The sequence below is a fragment of the Rhodanobacteraceae bacterium genome (assembly GCA_024234055.1).
GTDB lineage: Bacteria > Pseudomonadota > Gammaproteobacteria > Xanthomonadales > SZUA-5 > JADKFD01.
In genome coordinates this window covers 331383-348370 of record JACKOW010000002.1, presented here as the reverse complement: position 1 = coordinate 348370, position 16988 = coordinate 331383, and the positions used below count along the sequence as shown (strand labels likewise).

Genomic DNA, 16988 nt, shown 5'->3' with positions numbered 1-16988 from the left:
GCCGCTCCCACAGGCGGGTGTAGCCGAGGCTCGAGTGCCAGCGCGACCGCACCCTGTGGGCGCGGACTCTGTCCGCGATTCGATTGTCCACCGGGCCGCGATCGCGGCTGAAGCCGTCCGCACCGAGTTACCCCATGGAGCAGCGAACTCGACGTGGCGGCGATCTCGCGCCTCGCAATCCCGAGCCCATCCAAAGCCCCCAAGAAGAAAAGGCCGCCCAACGGCGGCCCTTGCTTGCGGCGCTCGATCGAGCGCCAGGCCTCGCGGCGCCGGTCCTGCGATTACTCGAATCCGTTGGCAAAGAGGCTTTGGGTCTGCCCGATCTGGCACAGGGTGAAGGCTGTGGCGACATCCGGATTCACCGCAAAGTGGTAGCCATTTGGCGAATACGTTCCCGGGCAGTTGCTGCAGGTAGTCGCGTAGTCGCCGATCCAGTTCTCGTTGCCGAACATCAGCCATGCCCCGAACAGCGTGTCGGCTCCGGCTTGCTGGGCCAGGAAGCTGTTGCCGAGATCGACTTCCATCTGCTCGCGGTTGAGCTCGAAGGTGCTGGCGATTTGCGGGACGACACCGGCATCGCCATCGGACAAGAGGTCGGCAAAGCAGGCGAATTCGTCGAGATCCTGTCGTCCATTGTTGTCGATGTCACCATCGCGCAGGCCGGGAGCCAGGCTTGCCGCGAGCGCGTTGTAGGGCGTGAGGAAATCGACATTGATGCCGTTCTCGTCTGCGGCCAGCGGATACTCACCCATGTGCGCGGGATTGATGCGGGGTGCGCCCACCGCGACCTGCGGACCGACCACGTCCACGTAGTCCCCATTGGCGAAAACCCTTCTCATGCCGAAGGTTTGAGCGGGGCGCCAATCCGTGACCATGCCGGTGGTGACATCGAGCGCCGCCACATTCGATAGCGCCACGCCCTGGACGGTGCCCAGACCGGTGCTGGCGGCCATGTACAGGGTGTTGCCACGCTTGGCGATACTGGGGGCATTGGCCGGGACGATGCTGATGACCGGGTCGGTCGCCTGCCCCGTGAAGGCATCCACCACGGCGATGGATCCGCGCGGCTGACCCCCGATATTGGTGAATTGCCCGGACGCGTAGACCTTGCCATCGCTGACGAGCAAGTCAGAGACGATCGCGACGCTCGGGCCCACGTTGGGGTCGAAAGGCAGGACCGCTCCGGTGGACCCGCGCACCAAAGCGAGCTTGTTGCGGAACTGATTGTTGATCTGGGTGAAGTCGCCGCCGAGATAGATGAAGTCACCGTCGATATCGATCGCATACACCGACCTGTCGGCACCCGGATTCCACGTGCTCAGGCTGCCGGTGAGGGCGTCGAACGCGGCGATGTAAGAGCGCGGCTCGCCGTTGGCGCTGGTGAAGAAACCCACGGCATAGAGCGTGGTGCCGGCCCTGGCCATGTCGCGGGCCGATGCGTTGAGGTCGGCGACGAAGGCCGTGGCATTGTTGGTATTCAGGGTGACATCGAGCGCGGCAAGTCGGGAGCGGGCCTGTCCGCCAATGGTGCCGAAGGTTCCGCGCGCGTACAGCGTATTTCCATCCAGCAGCAGTCCTTCTACCGTGTTGTCGGCGTCGGGCGCCCAGTCGGTGGCCGCGCCGGTGTGCGCATCCAGTGCTGCGATGTTGCGTCGGTTCACCGCTCCGTAACCGTTGAACCCACCACCCAGCATCAGGCGGCCGTCAGCAAAGGCGATGGTGTCCACGACCGGTATGATCCCCGCGAATTGGATCGGCGCGTTGAGCCGAGGATCGTTGGCGCCGACCGAGGCATCCACAATGTCCACCTCGGCATAGCCGCGACGCACGGCTGCGCCCATGAGGGTGAATGCGCCGCCGGTATACAAGGTGTTGCCGCGAAGCAGCAGCGCCCCGATCCGGCCGTTCGGCAAAGGGTTCCAGCCGGATGCGGTGCCGGTGTTGGCGTTGACGGCGGCGAGATAGGGTCGGGACTGGCCGCCGATCGTGGTGAAGTCGCCGCCCACGTACACCGTGCTGCCGGAAATCTGCAGCGCGCGCACCATACCGTCGGGTGCGGGGTTCCAGGCAAACACGACCTGCTGGGTCGTGAGGTCGTAGGCCTTGAGGACGCTGCCGCCGTAGTACACGGTGGTGCCGGCGTCGTTGGCGGCGATGGCTTCGACCGTGAAGCCGCCGTCGAGCGTCTGCACGGCTCCGGTCATGGCATCGGCCGCGACCAGGCCGCCAGCGCCCAGGAACACGGTGGTGCCCGAGAGCAAAACGGCATTCACCTGGAATGATGCAACGGCCGGTGCCCAGGGCGTGAGCGATCCTGTCGTCGTGTCGATGGCTGCGGCGTTGGAGCGCGGCTGGCCGTCGATTGCGCCGAACTCGCCGACCACGTAGAGCACGCCGCTTGGGGACAACTCGAGACCCCGCACGATGGTGGTGCCGACCTGGCCGATTCCGAACGAGAACGAAAAGTCGGGGTCCAGCCGGCCATTGGGCAGGATGTGCACCAGTGGTGCGGTCGCGACATCGTCGACGAACTCGAAGCGTCCGCCGAGATACCAGCCGCCGGCGCCATCCGACACCGCGGCGTGCACGGCGATGCCCTTGACCTTCGACAGACGCGGATTCGGCACGCCGCTGGCGGCATCCATCAGCAGGGCCGAGCCCGTGAACGGCGCGACGGTGTTGAAGGTGCCGCCAAGGTAGATCGTGTCGGCCGATCGGGCCACGGCTTCGATGCGGCCGTCGGTGATCCACAGATCATTGCGAGGGTAGTCGTTCAAGGCCCAGGCCGTGCCGGCCAGGCCCTGCAGCAGAAGGGCGACGAAGGCCAGCCAGATCTGACGGGTCTTCGATGCGTGGGTGTGGGGGCGTTCGGACATGGCAGGTTCCCGGTCATGAGGGGTTCCCGGATGCCAAGCGCAGGTTCGCGCGAAAATCGGTCAAGGACGTGGGGATTGGGGCTGGGCGGGCCCGAACTTCGCTCCCGGGGCGTCTGAACTACCGCATTCCGGCGCCGGGCACCGGGGGTTCGGGTCGCTGTTGTGGAGGGCGCCGCGCTGCGCTGGGCGGCGATCAAGAGCGGCCGCGCAGGCGCGCGTCCCTCCTCAAGGCCGGTTCGTGCCTGCCAGGGCATGCCGCGGCCGCCGGCGCGAACAGCTCTGGCGCACATCCCGATTCAGCGCGCGCCGGAGCCGCGCTACCTCTCGCTCTGGCTCAGGGCCGGGGCGCAGTGTCGCGCCCAGGTCATTGAATTCCCATATTCCGGCAAGAGCCGGCTCTTGTAGCCCGAAGTGCGCGTAGCGCTTTCCGGGCGGTGATGCGAAAGGCGCCGGGGAGCCGCTGCGGGGCACCCTCGGCCTACTTCCGTTCCGCTGGTTCATGGTCCGTCGGCAGTGTCGGGCCGAAAAAGGTGGCTTGCAATGGCGCCGGGAATTCGTTCAGAGGGTCTCTGGTCGGGCTAGACTGCTTATGGGGCCTTCTTTCCTGAGCAAGCTTTGGCGCGATCCATGCGATCTTCGGTCGACATCACCCAATGTCTGCAGCGCTGGAAAGCCGGCGATCGCGCGGCCCTCGATGAGCTGGCCGTGCTCGTGCAGGGGCAGCTGCGTGAGCTCGCCGCAGTCCGTTTGCGCAGTGAGCGGCAGGTGACCCTGCAGCCCACCGCGCTGGTGAACGAGGCAATGCTGCGCATGCTGGGCGGCGATGTGGACTGGCGCGACCGCGCCCATTTCTTCGCCTTCGCGGCGCTGCACATGCGCAGCGTGCTGGTCGACCAGGCCCGCGCCCGGCAATCGCAGCGACGCGGCGGCGACCTCGTGCAGGTGACCCTGGGTGAGGAACTGGTTGACCCCGATGCCGACCTCGGCATTCTCGAGTTGCATCAGGCGCTGGAGCGGCTGGAGGCTGTCGACGCCGATTCGGCGAAAGTCGTCGAGCTGACCTATTTCGGCGGACTCGGGCGGGAAGAGGTGGCCGAGGCGCTCGGGTGTTCGGTTTCCAGCGTGTTTCGGGCCCTGCGCTTCGGCCAGGCCTGGCTGCGTCAGGCGTTAAGCGAGTGAGCGGCGGAACGGCGCCTGGGCTGCGCGAGAGTTTCGATCGTCTGATCGAGATGGCACCCGATCAGCGTCACGCGGCGCTGGCGGAACTCGATGCCCAGCACCCTGAGTTGGCCGAGCAGCTACGCAAACTGCTGCCCTCGGGAGGCACATCCGGTGAAGCCGACGACCCGGTCGCCGAGCGCCTGCTGCGCAGCCTGGATGGCGCGCCACCTGTGCACGGTCAACTCGGCCCTTATCGCTTGCTGCGCCTGCTCGGCGCGGGTGGCATGGGTTGGGTCTATCTGGCCGAGCGCGACGCCGACGGGGTGCGCCAGCAGGTGGCCCTGAAGCTGGTGCGCGGCGCCGGTGAGTCCACCGCGAACGATCTGTTTCAGCGCGAACGCAGCGTGCTCGCCAGCCTGCAGCACCCCAATATTGCGCGTTTTCTCGATGCGGGCACGGTCGCGGGACAACCGTATCTGGTCATGGAGTACGTGGACGGCCAGTCCCTGGCAAGCTGGCTGGAAAAACGTCAGCCCAGTCTGCAGCAGCGGCTGGATCTGGTTGCGGCGCTGGCGCGGGCGGTTGACCACGCGCACGCCAACCTCGTCGTGCATCGCGATTTGAAGCCGGCCAACCTGCTGGTGCGAGGCGATGACAGCCCCGTTCTGCTCGACTTCGGCATCGCCAAACTGCTCGACGCCGAGGACGCCAACCGGGTGACCTCTACGCGTGTCTACACCCCGACCTACGCCGCGCCCGAACAGATTGCCGGACGTCCGGTCACCGTGGCGACTGACGTGCATGCGTTGGGTTTGCTGCTGTTCGAACTGTTGTGCGGGGAACCGGCGCGTGGCGAGCAGGACGAGACACCGAGAACGCGACCTGGCGACATCGCCCGTGCATCCAGCTTCCCCTGGGTTCGCCGCGACGCCGACGCCATCAACGTCGAGCTCGATCGCATCGTGGCCATGGCCGTGCGGGAAGAGCCCGAACGCCGCTATCGGTCTGCGGGCGATCTGGCCGCGGACATCCAGCGCTGGCAGCGAGGCCTGCAGGTTCAGGCCATGCCCGACACCGTTCGCTATCGCAGCCGCAAATGGCTGCGCCGTCATCGATGGGGCGTCACGGTGGCGGCCGCGGCGGTGCTGGCCACGGCCTTCTTCGTCGTACAACTGCAGGCATCACTGCAACGCGCGCTGGCAGCCGAGCAGGAGGCCCAGCAGAAGGCGCGCACCGCGCAGGCGGTGGCAGATCTGATGACCGACCTGTTCAGCGGTGCCGACCCGCGCGTCGCCCGCAACGCCGACGTCAGCGCCCGCGCGCTGCTCGAACGCGGGGCCGAGCGCCTGACCACGCACCGCAGCGGTGATGCCGCGATCGACGCCCAGCTGCGTCTCACCATGGGCGTGCTGCTTGCGGGCATAGGCGATCCCGCTGCAGCCGTATCGCAGTTCGACGCCGGCCTGGCCACTCAACCACCCGATCCGCTGATGCGGGCTGAACTGCTGCATGAGCGCGCCCGGGCGCTGACGCGACAGGGAAACAATGTCGAGGCGGAACCTTCCGCGCGGCAGGCATTGGCCTTGCGAGAGGCGAGTCTGGGCCCCAATGCCCCGGCGGTGGGGCATGCACTGAATTCGCTGGGCGTTGCGTTGCAGAATCAAAACCGTGAGGACGAAGCCGAAGCGCAGTTTCTTCGCGCCGAGGCCATCTTCGGCGCGCAGCAGCCTCCGGATCTGGAGGCGCTGGCATCGTCGCGTCACAACATGGGGCGGGTCGCCCAGAAGCGCGGCGACTTGCCGTTGGCGATCCGTCGTTTTCGGCAAGCCATCGAAGACAAGTCATCGCTCTATGGGGCCGACGATCCGCGCACGCTGCTCACCATGATGGTGCTGGGTCAGGCGCTGGCGAGCGCCGGAGACTACGACCAAGCCATCGAGTGGCTGCAGCGCGTGGTCGAAGGACGCCGCAAAGCGCATGGCGACCGAAGCCTGGAAACGGCCTCTGCGCTCAACGAGCTCGCCGCCCACGAGTTTGGCCAGGGCAACCTTGCCCAGGCGCAGGCGCACTACCTGGAAGCGCTTGAGATGACGCGCCAGGTCGATCCTGACTCCTCCGATGCGGCGCTGCTGCTGAACAATCTCGGTGCGCTGCAGGAGGTACGCGGCGATCTCGAAGGCGCCGAGCGCAACATGCGCGCATCGCTGCAGCTGCGTCAGCAGCTTTTCGGTGCAGAACACGCCAACACCGTGCGCGTCGAGCACAACCTCTGCCGCGTGCTGGTCGAGCGGGGCAAGCTCGCCGAGGCGCGGTCCTGCGCCGGGAATGTCCTCAAGCGCCGCCGCCAAGCGCTGGGTGATGGGCACCCGGAGGTCGACGACAGCCGCGCCCTGCTCGAAGGACTGAGCCCGTCACCCGACAGAGCCTGGTTGGTTGATCGCTACGATCACTATCGGCAACGAGGTGCTGCGGACATTGCGCGCACCATGCGCTTCGCCTGGCTGCTCGCATCCAGCGAAGGCGACGCGGATGATCTCGGACGCTTGACGAGCCTGGCGCAGTCACTGCGTCAATACCAGGGAACGCGCTCGATCCGCGCCGCGTTGACGGAACTGCAGCTCGCTCGACTTGCCACGCAACTGGGTCGAGCCGACGTGGCGGTCCAGGCGCTGTCGCGTGGCGAGGCCGTCCTTGACGATGCCTTGGTGCCGCAGTCGCCAGATCGAAAACTGATGGGTGAGCTGCGCGCGGCGCTCGCCGCACCTGCCCGCGCGAAGTGATCCATGGCAACCTCGCAAACGTCTCACCGAAACTGATGAAGCCGCTGACGAATCCGTAACCGTGCTACAGGACCATCGGCGGCGCAACGCAGGTCTTGGCCATGTATTCGGTAGGTTCGGGCATGACAGGAACGCCGATCATGGTCAAAGGGAGACGCAGGTCGCGCGCAGCGCTAATTCAATCGCCGCCCCGGGCCGAGCATGCGACCCTCGAAAGTCAGGATGACGGTCTTGAGCTTGCTCAGGTCCAGCCATTGATTGCCGTTGATGTCGAAGTCGATGCGCCAAACGGCAAATGGGCTGAGACCGATGTAGCCTTGATCGCCTTCGCCCAGATTTCCACCCGCGACATTGGTCTGGTCCTTGTAGTCAATGCGGTAGGGGCGGATGCGTGGTCTGTGGCTGAACTGGTGGAGCACGCCGGGTTTGTCCAGATTGACATCGCTGTTGAGCAGTGCCTGTCCGCTGTGCACCAGATTGACGAACAGCACATGATCGCCGCCATCGATCTCGGGGAACTCCAGCCGGAACTTGCGCGCAATCACATGCGACATGTTCATGAATCCGGGCTCATCGCGAATGCGCAGTCGAAAGGCCAGGGACCGCGAGGCAAGCATCGCTGCGAATTCGTTGGGGTAGCGCTCGGCGGAAATCGTCAGCTTCTGGGTGAAGTCGGAGAATGCTTCGTTGTCTTCGCGGAAGCCGTCGATTTCACTGATCAATCGTTCATGGGTGGCAGCCAGCGTCGCGATGTTCAGATCGCTGGTCTTGAGCTGTCGATCGCGCAAGGCCCAGTACTGGTAGGCACGATTCTCCTGATAGATGTTGCGCAGCAGATTGCGCTGCAGGTCTTCGTAGGCGTCTTTGACAAAAGCGGTGTAGATCGGCAGCACATTGTCCTGATGGCGCGCGACCTCGGCATTGAGGTGCTGGATGGTGTCGTAGACCTGGTCGTGCTGCGTCTTCAGATTCAATAATTGCGCCACCAGCGTGGTGTAGTTGTACGCCGCCATGTTGCGGGCCTGAACCAGTTCCAGGTAATAGTCCATCGCCGTGCGCAGCTCACCGGCGGCATCGAACTTGCCCAGATACTTCTTCAGCAAGGCATCGAATTCCTCGCCATCCACCAGGATCTTTGCCGCGTTCGGGTTGCTCTCGTCCAGGTAATCCTTCACGGTCGAATAGGCCTTGCGCACACTCTCTATCGTCGCCTTGGCCTGCTTGAAGATGTTCACCACACTGGACACTTTCTTGCTGAATTCGGTGGCCTTCTTCACCGCATCAAAGGCCGTCTTGATACCGCCGACTCCGCTCACCACGCCACCGGCACAGCCAATCACGGTGGCCAGCATGTCGAGGAACTGCTCAAAACCCAGGCCTTCTTCTTCCTGCAAGAACTTGATCAGCTCGTCCTTGAACTTGAGTTCTCCTTCCAGCAACACGGTACGCTGGTAGCGAAGATCTTCGGAATAGTCCCTGACCTCGGTCTCGAAGTCTTCGATCTGCGGCCTGAGCTTGTCGATCTCGGTCAGGAAATCACCCAGCTTGCGATCGATGTTCTGCTTGGCTTCGATGAACGAGCGCATGCGCGCCTTGTCAGTGGCAGCCTTGTCCAGATAGCGGTTGTACTGGTCCTCCACCACCTTGCCCAGCTGGATGAGTTGACCCGTGCGCGTCATCAGGTTTTCCAGATTGAGCACCGGCGTCCAGTTGTAACTATGGCCGTAGAAGTCCAGCCCCTGCTGCAGGCGCATCAAGGAAATCACCGCGCTGTTGTGAATGCCTGCGCGTACCTTGCTCTCAGGCGCACCCACGGCTTGCGCCGCAGCAGCGTCTGGATCGGCAAACCGGGCATTGATGCTGATCAACCACTCATAGCCGCGCGCCACGGTATTCAAGGCGGGCTCATTCGCAGCGTTGAGGAAATCGAGATCGGTCGCGTTCTGAGTGATCATCAACTGGCTCAGGCTCAAGTACGGCGCCAGATCGGAAAAGCCAAACGCCGGCACTTGGGCGCCGCTGAAGGCCTTGCCGTTGAGATGCAGCGGCTGTCCCGCAGCGCCTTGCGGGCCGGTGTTCCCGTGGCCTTGAGCGACGGGGCCCTGCGGGCCATCGTGGCCATTGGTCGCTCGTCTGTCCTCAAGCGCCTTGCCAGTCCTGGCATCGACCATTCTGGTCATGGCGCCCTTGCCTCCGAGCCCGCCGGCACCTGGCTCGCCGGGATTGGCGGGGCCGCCACCGTCGCCACCGTCAACGCTGTAGATCAGCGCAAACTCGATCGGCTCAATGACATTGACTTCAATCTGTCCACCCCTGCCGCCCGGACCTGATCGCCCCGGAGATCCCGCGCGACCGCCCACCTGTCCGTCCTTGCCGATGGCTTCTTGTGGAAAGCCAAAGTTGCCGTTGGTCAGCACGCCGGTTCTGTTGCTTTGTGCTCCGTCGGCGCCCGATTCCCCGCGCACGCCGGCGTGGCCATCCTGCCCACGCCCGCCGGGGCCACCCCTGGCCAGCAGACCGAGTGTGGCGCCGTGAATCTGATCAGCGAAGCGCTGCAGCAACACGTCGATCAATGGCGCGCGCACATGTGCCTGTATCTGCTCGCGCACCGTCTGCTGCATGGCGGGCGACAAGTCGCCGCTGACCACGGCAGCAGACAATCGAATGGGCGCCGTCATGATCAGCGAGGAATCCAGTTGCACCGTCCCGATCTTGCCATCGCGCCCGATCGCCGCGGATGCGATCAACCGGCAGCCAAAGGACGAGCTGACAATTCGCATGCTGCCGGAAAACTTCGTGGTCCCGGTGAGCTTCAAGGCCGGTAGCTCGAAGGACAAGCGAATCCGCCGAGAACTGCCATCAAATCCCACCGATGCCAGCACAAGCTGCGCAAGTCCTTCGATGAGGCCCTGGTCGAGGGTCAACGAGACTTCATTGGGGCCGAACATCCTGGTTCGGGCAAACTCGAAGGGTGCCAGCTTGCTGACATTGTCGATCCTGGGCGGATGGTCGGAAAGGAGCTTGGCGCCGATGGACGCAAGATCGCTGGCGGCGAGCTTGCCGCTCGCTGACGGGAGGCGTACCAATCGCTGTGCGCAGATCCGTATTTTCCCGGCGTCTCCGCCTTGCGTGCCATCGGCGCCATCGGTGCCGGCCGCGCCGGGTGTGATGTCCTTCTGAGTCGCGGGCTCACCCGGGGCGAAGTCATGGGCCGCATCGGCACCCGAGGTATCCAGCGAGATCACCCCGTCGATGATGATCTCGCGCGCGTGAAGCTCGATGTCGCGCCCCGGATTCTCCAGCGCGCCGCTCAATCGAATCTGATCGGCATACACCGAAAAATGCTTGCGTGACCCCAGTCGTTTGCCAGCCACCGCCTGATAAGGCAGGTGTGCCTGAGTGAGATCAATGCGATGGGTGTGGATACTGAGCCGATCCTCGGTGTCGTCGATGATCTCTCGATTGGGCGTCGAACTTGCGCTTTGCGACTTGCTGCTCATGGGGCTCTCACCTTGGGCGGTTGGCATGGCGATCTAGCCCGCGCTTCGTCGTCCGGGCTGTGACAAAGGAAGGCGAATGTTCGCTGCAAACCCTACCTTCCCGTCACCCACTTGCAAACCCTCGCGTAGCCAAGGGCGAACCTTGACCCGATTCCGCCGCCCGCTTACCCCCGGCGCCACCTGGTTCTTCACCCTCAACCTGGCGCAGCGCCAAGCAAACACCTTGCTGATCGATCACGCCGAGGTCTCGCGCGAGTCGCTGCGCCGGGTCAAGCAACACCATCCCAGTCGCATTGGCGCCTTCGTGGTCTGGCCCAAACATCTGCACGCCGCACTCGACATTCCATCGACACGTCGAAAAGGGATTGTGCGGAATCGACTGGGGCAGTACGCCACGCCAGGAGCTCACCCGCGTTCGCGAACAGCCGCAGTCCACGAGTACCACGGCTCCTCGCAACTGCTCAGCTGCGGAGCACCTTGTCCATGGTCTTGCCTTTGGCCAATTCATCCACGAGCTTGTCCAGCATGCGGATCTTCTTCATGAGTGGGTCTTCGACTTCTTCGACACGAACGCCACAGACAACGCCAGTGATCAAGTGGCAGTTCGGGTTCATGGCCGGAGCGTCGCTGAAGAAGGCCCTGATGTCTGCCTTCCCTTCAATCTGCTTACGCAGACCTGCTCGGTCGTAGCCGGTCAGCCAGCAGATCACTTCATCGACTTCGTCCTGGGATCGACCCTTCCGTTCGGCCTTCTGCACGTACATCGGGTACACAGAGGCGAAGGCAGTCTTGAAGATTCGGTGCTCGGACATGACGCTGCTTCGGCAGACCAGAGGGAGTTGCTGCGAGGCCCAGGGTTCGAGTTCTGCCGTGCGCGACGGCAAGGCGATTGGCCCTGGCGGAGAATGATAGACAACAGCGTTGCACAGGCCCAAGTGTCCTGCCGTACATCCTGCCGAGAACCCACCTTGTACGTTCAGGGCTCAAGCGGGTGTCCTCCGCGACAGATCGCTGGTCTGGCTCACTCAAAGTCATCCATGAACAGTTCCGCACCAACGGCGACGGCGACGTTGTTTCCGGGATCGCGGTCCAGATAGTCAAAGGCGGGCCAAGCGTAAAGGCTGGCCTTGCGCATTTCGCCAGGCACTGACTGAAGCCAGTGCACGACGCATTCGGTCGTGGCGCCCGGTTCGAGATCGAATGCCCCGCGGGCGCCGTAAACACGGATCTGCGCGCCGGCCATCATTTCGGGGCTGCAGTCGATGGATTCGATAGCGCCCTGCCCAGACACGTCCACCGTCCATTGAACATCGGCTGCGAGCGCGTTCGATTCATTGTGCAATCGAAAGCGGGCTCCGTTCGCAGCGGGGGCGCCGGTGACACGCAGGTCTCCGCTGATGCTGTCGATGGGTTCGCGAATGCGTCCGACGGCCGCGGTCGTGTACGGACGTGCGCCAGCTGCAGGCCCGGTGAACGCGAATCCCAGCTCGCCCTCGGCGCGAAAGCTGCGGGTGGACGGGCCGTCCTCGCGAAACAAACCACGCAAGGTGTCAGATTCGATGGCGAGCCAATGCACCCCGCGGAGCTCGCCCGTGGTCGGGTTCATGCGGCGCACATAGGTTTGCGCGTTGGCGACGGCGGAGAACTCCAGTGCAACTTCCCCGTAGCTTTCGGCGCACAACAGGTCGCCGTTCGAGGCCATCGAGAACTGTCTGCAACCAGTGCTGGTGCGCGGGGCAAAGGACTGGGACTGGTCCCAGACGGTTGCACCGGTCGCGCCGTCCAGGCGCAGTGTACGCGCGACGGTGTTGCTGCTCGACGACAGGACATTGCGCAAGGTGAATGCGAGCGATCCATCCTCCAGCTCGGCGTTCGCGAACACGATCGCCGGATTGGGCGTGGTGCTGACAATTTCGCGAGACCAAACCAATCCGTGCCCTGGCGTTCGCCGTTGAACCGTAAAGATGTAGACGCCGCTCGGATTGCGACGGACGGTGATCATCCAGAGATCCCGATGATCGACACCCACGTCGCTAGCAACATTGATGCTCGCATCACCCTGCCAGGCGCCGAGTTGGATCAGGCTGCCATCGACGGCGTTCACGGCGGCGAGCGACGCTTCTCCAGGTGTTGGGTTGATGACTACCAGCTGGCGACCTCTGTCGGTTCGGGTGAGCACGCTGACGTCTGCATGCACGACGTCCCAAGCCGGTTGCCCGCTGGGTGCAAGACCGATGGCATGCATGCCGCCCGAATTGGAGGCCGCATAGATCAGGTAATTTTCAGGGGTGAGCGTGACGCCGAGAAAGCTCGTTGAGCTGAAGGTCGGCGGTGGCGGCGACAGCTCGCGCGTATCCAGAAGAACATCGGCGCCGGTCAGCGCATCGACGACCTGCGCTCGCAAGCGCCAGCGTTCCGGCGCCGTCAGGCGCTCGCCTTCCGCAATCAGCACACGCTGGTCATTGACCTGGAAGTTCGGAAACGAATCAGGCGATTGTGCAGCCACATTGCGTGCCCAGATCCGCTCCCCCGTTGCGCCGTCGACGCCTTCGATACGACCCTGCCAGGGCAGTTTGGGGGTCAAGGTGGTGCCGAGAATCAAACCCTTCCCGGATCTGCCGAGAATCGAGACATCCGCGGAAACATCGATGTTGTTGGGTTCGATCGGATCGCTGGCGGCGCCGGTATTCGCATCGATAACGTGCGCGACAAAGCCCAGTGAACGAAATCGATCCGAACGGCCATACTGGACCGCGAATACACTGGTGCCGTCACTGATCAAGTTCGGAAGCTGCGCTCTCGCCGGAAACGACTCGTCGACATCGCTTGGAAAGTCGAAACCTTGCCGGTAGAGCTGAGCTCCATCTGCGAGCCTCAGCCCGGTCACTTGCACCTGACCGACCTCGGGTCCTTGGCTGAGGTAAGCGGCCACGCTGCCGGTGCTCGCCAGGCGTTTGGGGATCGCCGTCAAGGGGATCTCCCGTTCAATCGCGCCAGCTTGCACATCGGCGATGGCCATGATCTGGACAGGACCAGACTTGTGGCCGGTAAAGACCAGGCGTTCCGGTCCCGCCATTTCCAGAAACCCATCCGGGGTGCAGTCGGAAATCAGTGTGTCCCAGACTACTTGGCCCGTGGCCGAAACTCGGAGCAACTGGCAGTCGTGAAAGGGCGGAATCGCGCTGAGTCGGTCCACGAGCACGAACAGGCCGTCCGACGTAGCGGCCGGCTGAAACGCTCGGGCAACGATGGAAGAATCGGCAAACAGATCCCGCCAGGGCATATAGGCGCGGGTCTGCATATCGGTCGAATTCAGCGTCTGCAACGCGTAGTCATTCGCGACATACACGTTGTCCTGGCCGATCCAGGCGGTGAATGGCACGCTCGAGTAGATTCCGGCGGGTTGGTTGACGAGCCCCTCCGAACCCAAGTCTGCCCCAGACGTTTCAGCGTAGGCCTCGATTCGTCCATCGCTGCGGCGCACCCGAACCGCCTGCAGCCAGCCGTTGTTCACGAGCGCAACCAGATCGCCGCCGGCGCTCAGTTCGGCGACGAAACCCGCCCGTGCGGCGCGATCGGACTGCGTGCGCAGGCCGCCGATCGGGATCGTCCAGCGCAACGCTCCCTGGATGTCCATCAGTGATAGATGCGCACGAAAGAGTCCGGAACTCGACGGTTGCAGCTCGAGATCGACACTCAGGATGGCCGTCGACCCATCAGCCAACTGACGCGCCGCGAGCGGTTGCGCCATGAATGGCATCGGTATTGAGGTCGACGGCACACCCGCCGAGTAGCGAACCAGACCCCCGTGCGCGGAGGTTTGCGCCAGCAATGTCGGAAACGGCGTGGCGCCCTGGATCACCAGAGCGCCCTGAGGATCTGGGCAAAGCACCGATTCCGTAGCGAAGGGCGAAGTAACTCGTCCGAATTCAACGCACGCGTCCGGCGCCAGCGACACTGTCGGCTCGTGGCGCCAAACGACGGCGCTATCCGCGAAGGCGGCTCTGCACGTCAGCGCAACGACCCACAGGAATCCCAATCTGATCCGCATCCCTTCCATTGCGCTACTGACGATCCCGAGGTCAATCGTTCGAGCATAGGATCTGGAAGATGCGCTGTCGCGGCATGCGCGATTTCGATCCGCCGAGCACCCAGTTGGCGTGCACAATTCACTCTCAACCGGGCGGTTCGACAGGTCGTCGAAAGGGCGACCCATCCACGATGAAATCCCAACCGCGCTACACCACCCACCGGCGGATTCCACCATCGGTGTAGCCACAAGGCCAGGTCAGGCCCCCTTCGCGGCAAGCAGTGGAATCCGCACGACCAGGCTGCGCGGGTTCCACTCTGCCGAGAACCCACCAGACGCGTTCACCGTCATCCCATTCGGTGATCGCACCTTGCGCGGGTTGGCTGTCGGCTCGATCGTCCGAAGCCAAGTCATGTTGATCGCATGACGATTGGCGCTTGAGATCGATTCCGGGGATCGCGTTCAATGCCGATCACGAAGCGGGAGAGCAGTCTTGAACGGACCTATCCTTGAGCTTGGCGGTCCAGATCGGGCGACAGCGCAGCGCCCTGTTGAACCACCAGGCGCAAGTCGCTGGCAATGGATCCTGCTTCTCGTTCTGTACGTGTTGACGCTCGCGGCGCAGTTCACCAGTCTGGCGTTTGGGCGGATACAGCCGGAGCACGACTTCGCTACGATGCTGCTGCCCAGCCTGCTGTTCCTGAGCGTGCTCACCCTTCCTGCGTTGTGGATTGGGCTGCGACTGGGGCCTGCGCTTGGTCTGGGCGCACCGCGATTCGCAGCCCTGTTGGCGCGTCAGCCCGGCGCGATGCGGGCGCTCGCTCGCGACTGGGTTGTGGCGGGAACTGCCGGAGCGCTGCTGGGTGCCATCTTCCTGTCCGTACGCTACGCGGCCCAACCCTATCTGCCAGCCGCTCTGCCCGAACCGGGCTTCCGCGGTGTCCTGGGTGGACTCGCGGTGTCATTCGGCGCGGCCGTCGGCGAAGAGGTCTGGTTTCGGCTGGGTTTGATGACCTTGCTGGTATGGGCAGTGACCCGTCTTGCCGGCAAGCGCAAGCCGTCCAGCGTCGCCGTCTGGAGCGTGATCATCATCGCCGCGTTTGGCTTCGGGCTGGCGCACGTCCCGCAAATGGTTGCCTTTGGTGCCGCATCGCCGGTTGCTGTGGCGTCAACGGTGCTGGGCAATGTGTCGGTCGGCGTTCTGTACGGGTGGTGCTACTGGCGACGCGGATTGCTCGCAGCGATGATCGCCCACTTCTCGGCCGACATCGTGCTGCATGTGTTGCCGGCGCTGGCGGTGTAGCGGCTGCATGAACAGAAATCGGAGTGCAGCATCGATCGACCGGCAAGCGCGCACGAAAACCGCTGCTCGGCCGCAGCCTCCTTGACTGACCGCCTCCCAGCGCCCGCCCACATTCGCGAAAAACCGCAGACGACGAGCAGGATGACGGCGAGCAAAGGGAACCGAATCGATCGAGAGAACGTGATTCCGATCATCGCGACTGTGAAATGACATCAGAGCAATCAAATAAGACAAGAAGCCCGCCGCTTAGCGGTTTCGTTAATCTGTCGCCACAGTATCGACGAGCGGCCGCCTGGTCTCTCGGCGCAGTATCGGCTTTCTTCATCGGATTCCCTGTGGCGATCATGACCCTTACAAATCCAAAAGACTGGCCGTCATCGCTTGGAATTGCTGCCACATATTTTGTGCCACTATTCATTTTAATCCACGTGTTGGCTCCATATTTTGGCGAAAAGTGCAAAGACTACAAGGCTGCAGGATTCATGTTTTGCTGTCTTGCCACTTGGATATCAACTGTGTCATGTTTTGCACTTAATGCTTTTGTCAGCCCAAGAAACACTTTTGCCGGTTACAGCGAAAGGCTAGCAACCAGTTCCCCTTCATTGCTCCTTGCTCTTGCCTTGGGGACACTCATGGCATTTATCGCCGGGGTATTCTTTATCGGCTCCTGTGAGCGTGTAGTGGAAGCTTCCGCTACCTTGGAGCATCCGGACTCCTAGCAAACGCGCGTGAGGTGCAACAATCTAGAAAACGTGATTTTGATCATCGCGACAGATGCGGTTCGCTGCGCTCACCGTCATCCTACTCAGCTACCGCACCTTACGCGGGTTGAGTTAGGCCGGACCGCGCAGCGGCTTGGCGAAGTGGTACACGATACCGCGTTACCCGAGCCGCGAATCGGTCTCGGCTTGAACGAATTGTTAGGCAGCAGCCTAAACGTGTGTGAGCATAAGACAATAGCCATCGGGATCCGTGAGGCGAAATTCTCCCTGAGGGCAATAGAACGGGTACGCAATCTCTCCGACGGGCAAGCCCTTATTCTTGAACTCCGTATGTGCAGCCTGAATGTTCTCAAAGTACAAATAGAAGAGGATGGCTTGTTGCATTGGATCGATGGGATCGGAAGCCTTAGCCAGCGTTAGATGCGCATTACCTGAATCCATATGAGCCCACACGGGATCAGCTCCATCCTCCGGAGAATGAGAGTTGGTTGCAGTGAATCCAAGATGTTCATAGAACGCGATAGAGCGCCCCACGCCAAATACGTAGGCCATTGCAACCAGAGATTTTCTGAGTTCGCCACAATATTCTCCTTCTGCTTAACGCCGCATTAATCCG

Annotated in this window: 8 protein-coding genes; 4 read left to right on the top strand and 4 right to left on the bottom strand. The window is 63.1% G+C overall.

Annotation, left to right across the window (positions count from 1 at the left end; all coding sequences use genetic code 11):
* Window positions 1-281: 281 nt before the first annotated feature.
* Window positions 282-2723 (bottom strand): hypothetical protein, encoded by a 2442-nt coding sequence (locus H7A19_05795; GenBank protein MCP5474336.1) that lies wholly within the window; start codon window positions 2721-2723, stop codon window positions 282-284.
* A 780-nt stretch (window positions 2724-3503) separates the two neighbouring features.
* On the opposite strand from H7A19_05795, the gene H7A19_05790 reads away from it, so the two are divergent.
* A complete protein-coding gene (locus H7A19_05790) occupies window positions 3504-4055 on the top strand; it encodes a sigma-70 family RNA polymerase sigma factor (protein MCP5474335.1) in 552 nt (183 codons plus the stop codon).
* Entirely contained in the window at window positions 4052-6817 is a 2766-nt protein-coding gene (locus tag H7A19_05785) for a serine/threonine protein kinase (GenBank protein ID MCP5474334.1), read from the top strand. The genes H7A19_05790 and H7A19_05785 overlap by 4 nt, the downstream gene beginning before the upstream one ends.
* Window positions 6818-6990: 173 nt before the next feature.
* On the opposite strand, the gene H7A19_05780 is transcribed toward H7A19_05785, so the two are convergent.
* From H7A19_05780 to H7A19_05770, 3 genes are all read right to left on the bottom strand, one after another.
* Entirely contained in the window at window positions 6991-10317 is a 3327-nt protein-coding gene (locus tag H7A19_05780) for a hypothetical protein (GenBank protein MCP5474333.1), read from the bottom strand.
* Between the two features lie 461 nt (window positions 10318-10778).
* Window positions 10779-11129: a DUF2200 domain-containing protein gene (locus H7A19_05775; GenBank protein MCP5474332.1), complete on the bottom strand. Its 351-nt coding sequence runs from the start codon at window positions 11127-11129 to the stop codon at window positions 10779-10781.
* 209 nt (window positions 11130-11338) lie between these two features.
* Entirely contained in the window at window positions 11339-14179 is a 2841-nt protein-coding gene (locus H7A19_05770; protein MCP5474331.1) for a hypothetical protein, read from the bottom strand.
* Window positions 14180-15023: 844 nt separating this feature from the next.
* On the opposite strand from H7A19_05770, the gene H7A19_05765 reads away from it, so the two are divergent.
* Complete coding sequence (locus H7A19_05765; GenBank protein ID MCP5474330.1) at window positions 15024-15650, top strand: CPBP family intramembrane metalloprotease; 627 nt, start codon at window positions 15024-15026, stop codon at window positions 15648-15650.
* 206 nt (window positions 15651-15856) lie between these two features.
* A complete protein-coding gene (locus H7A19_05760; GenBank protein ID MCP5474329.1) occupies window positions 15857-16369 on the top strand; it encodes a hypothetical protein in 513 nt (170 codons plus the stop codon).
* The last annotated feature ends 619 nt before the right edge of the window (window positions 16370-16988 follow it).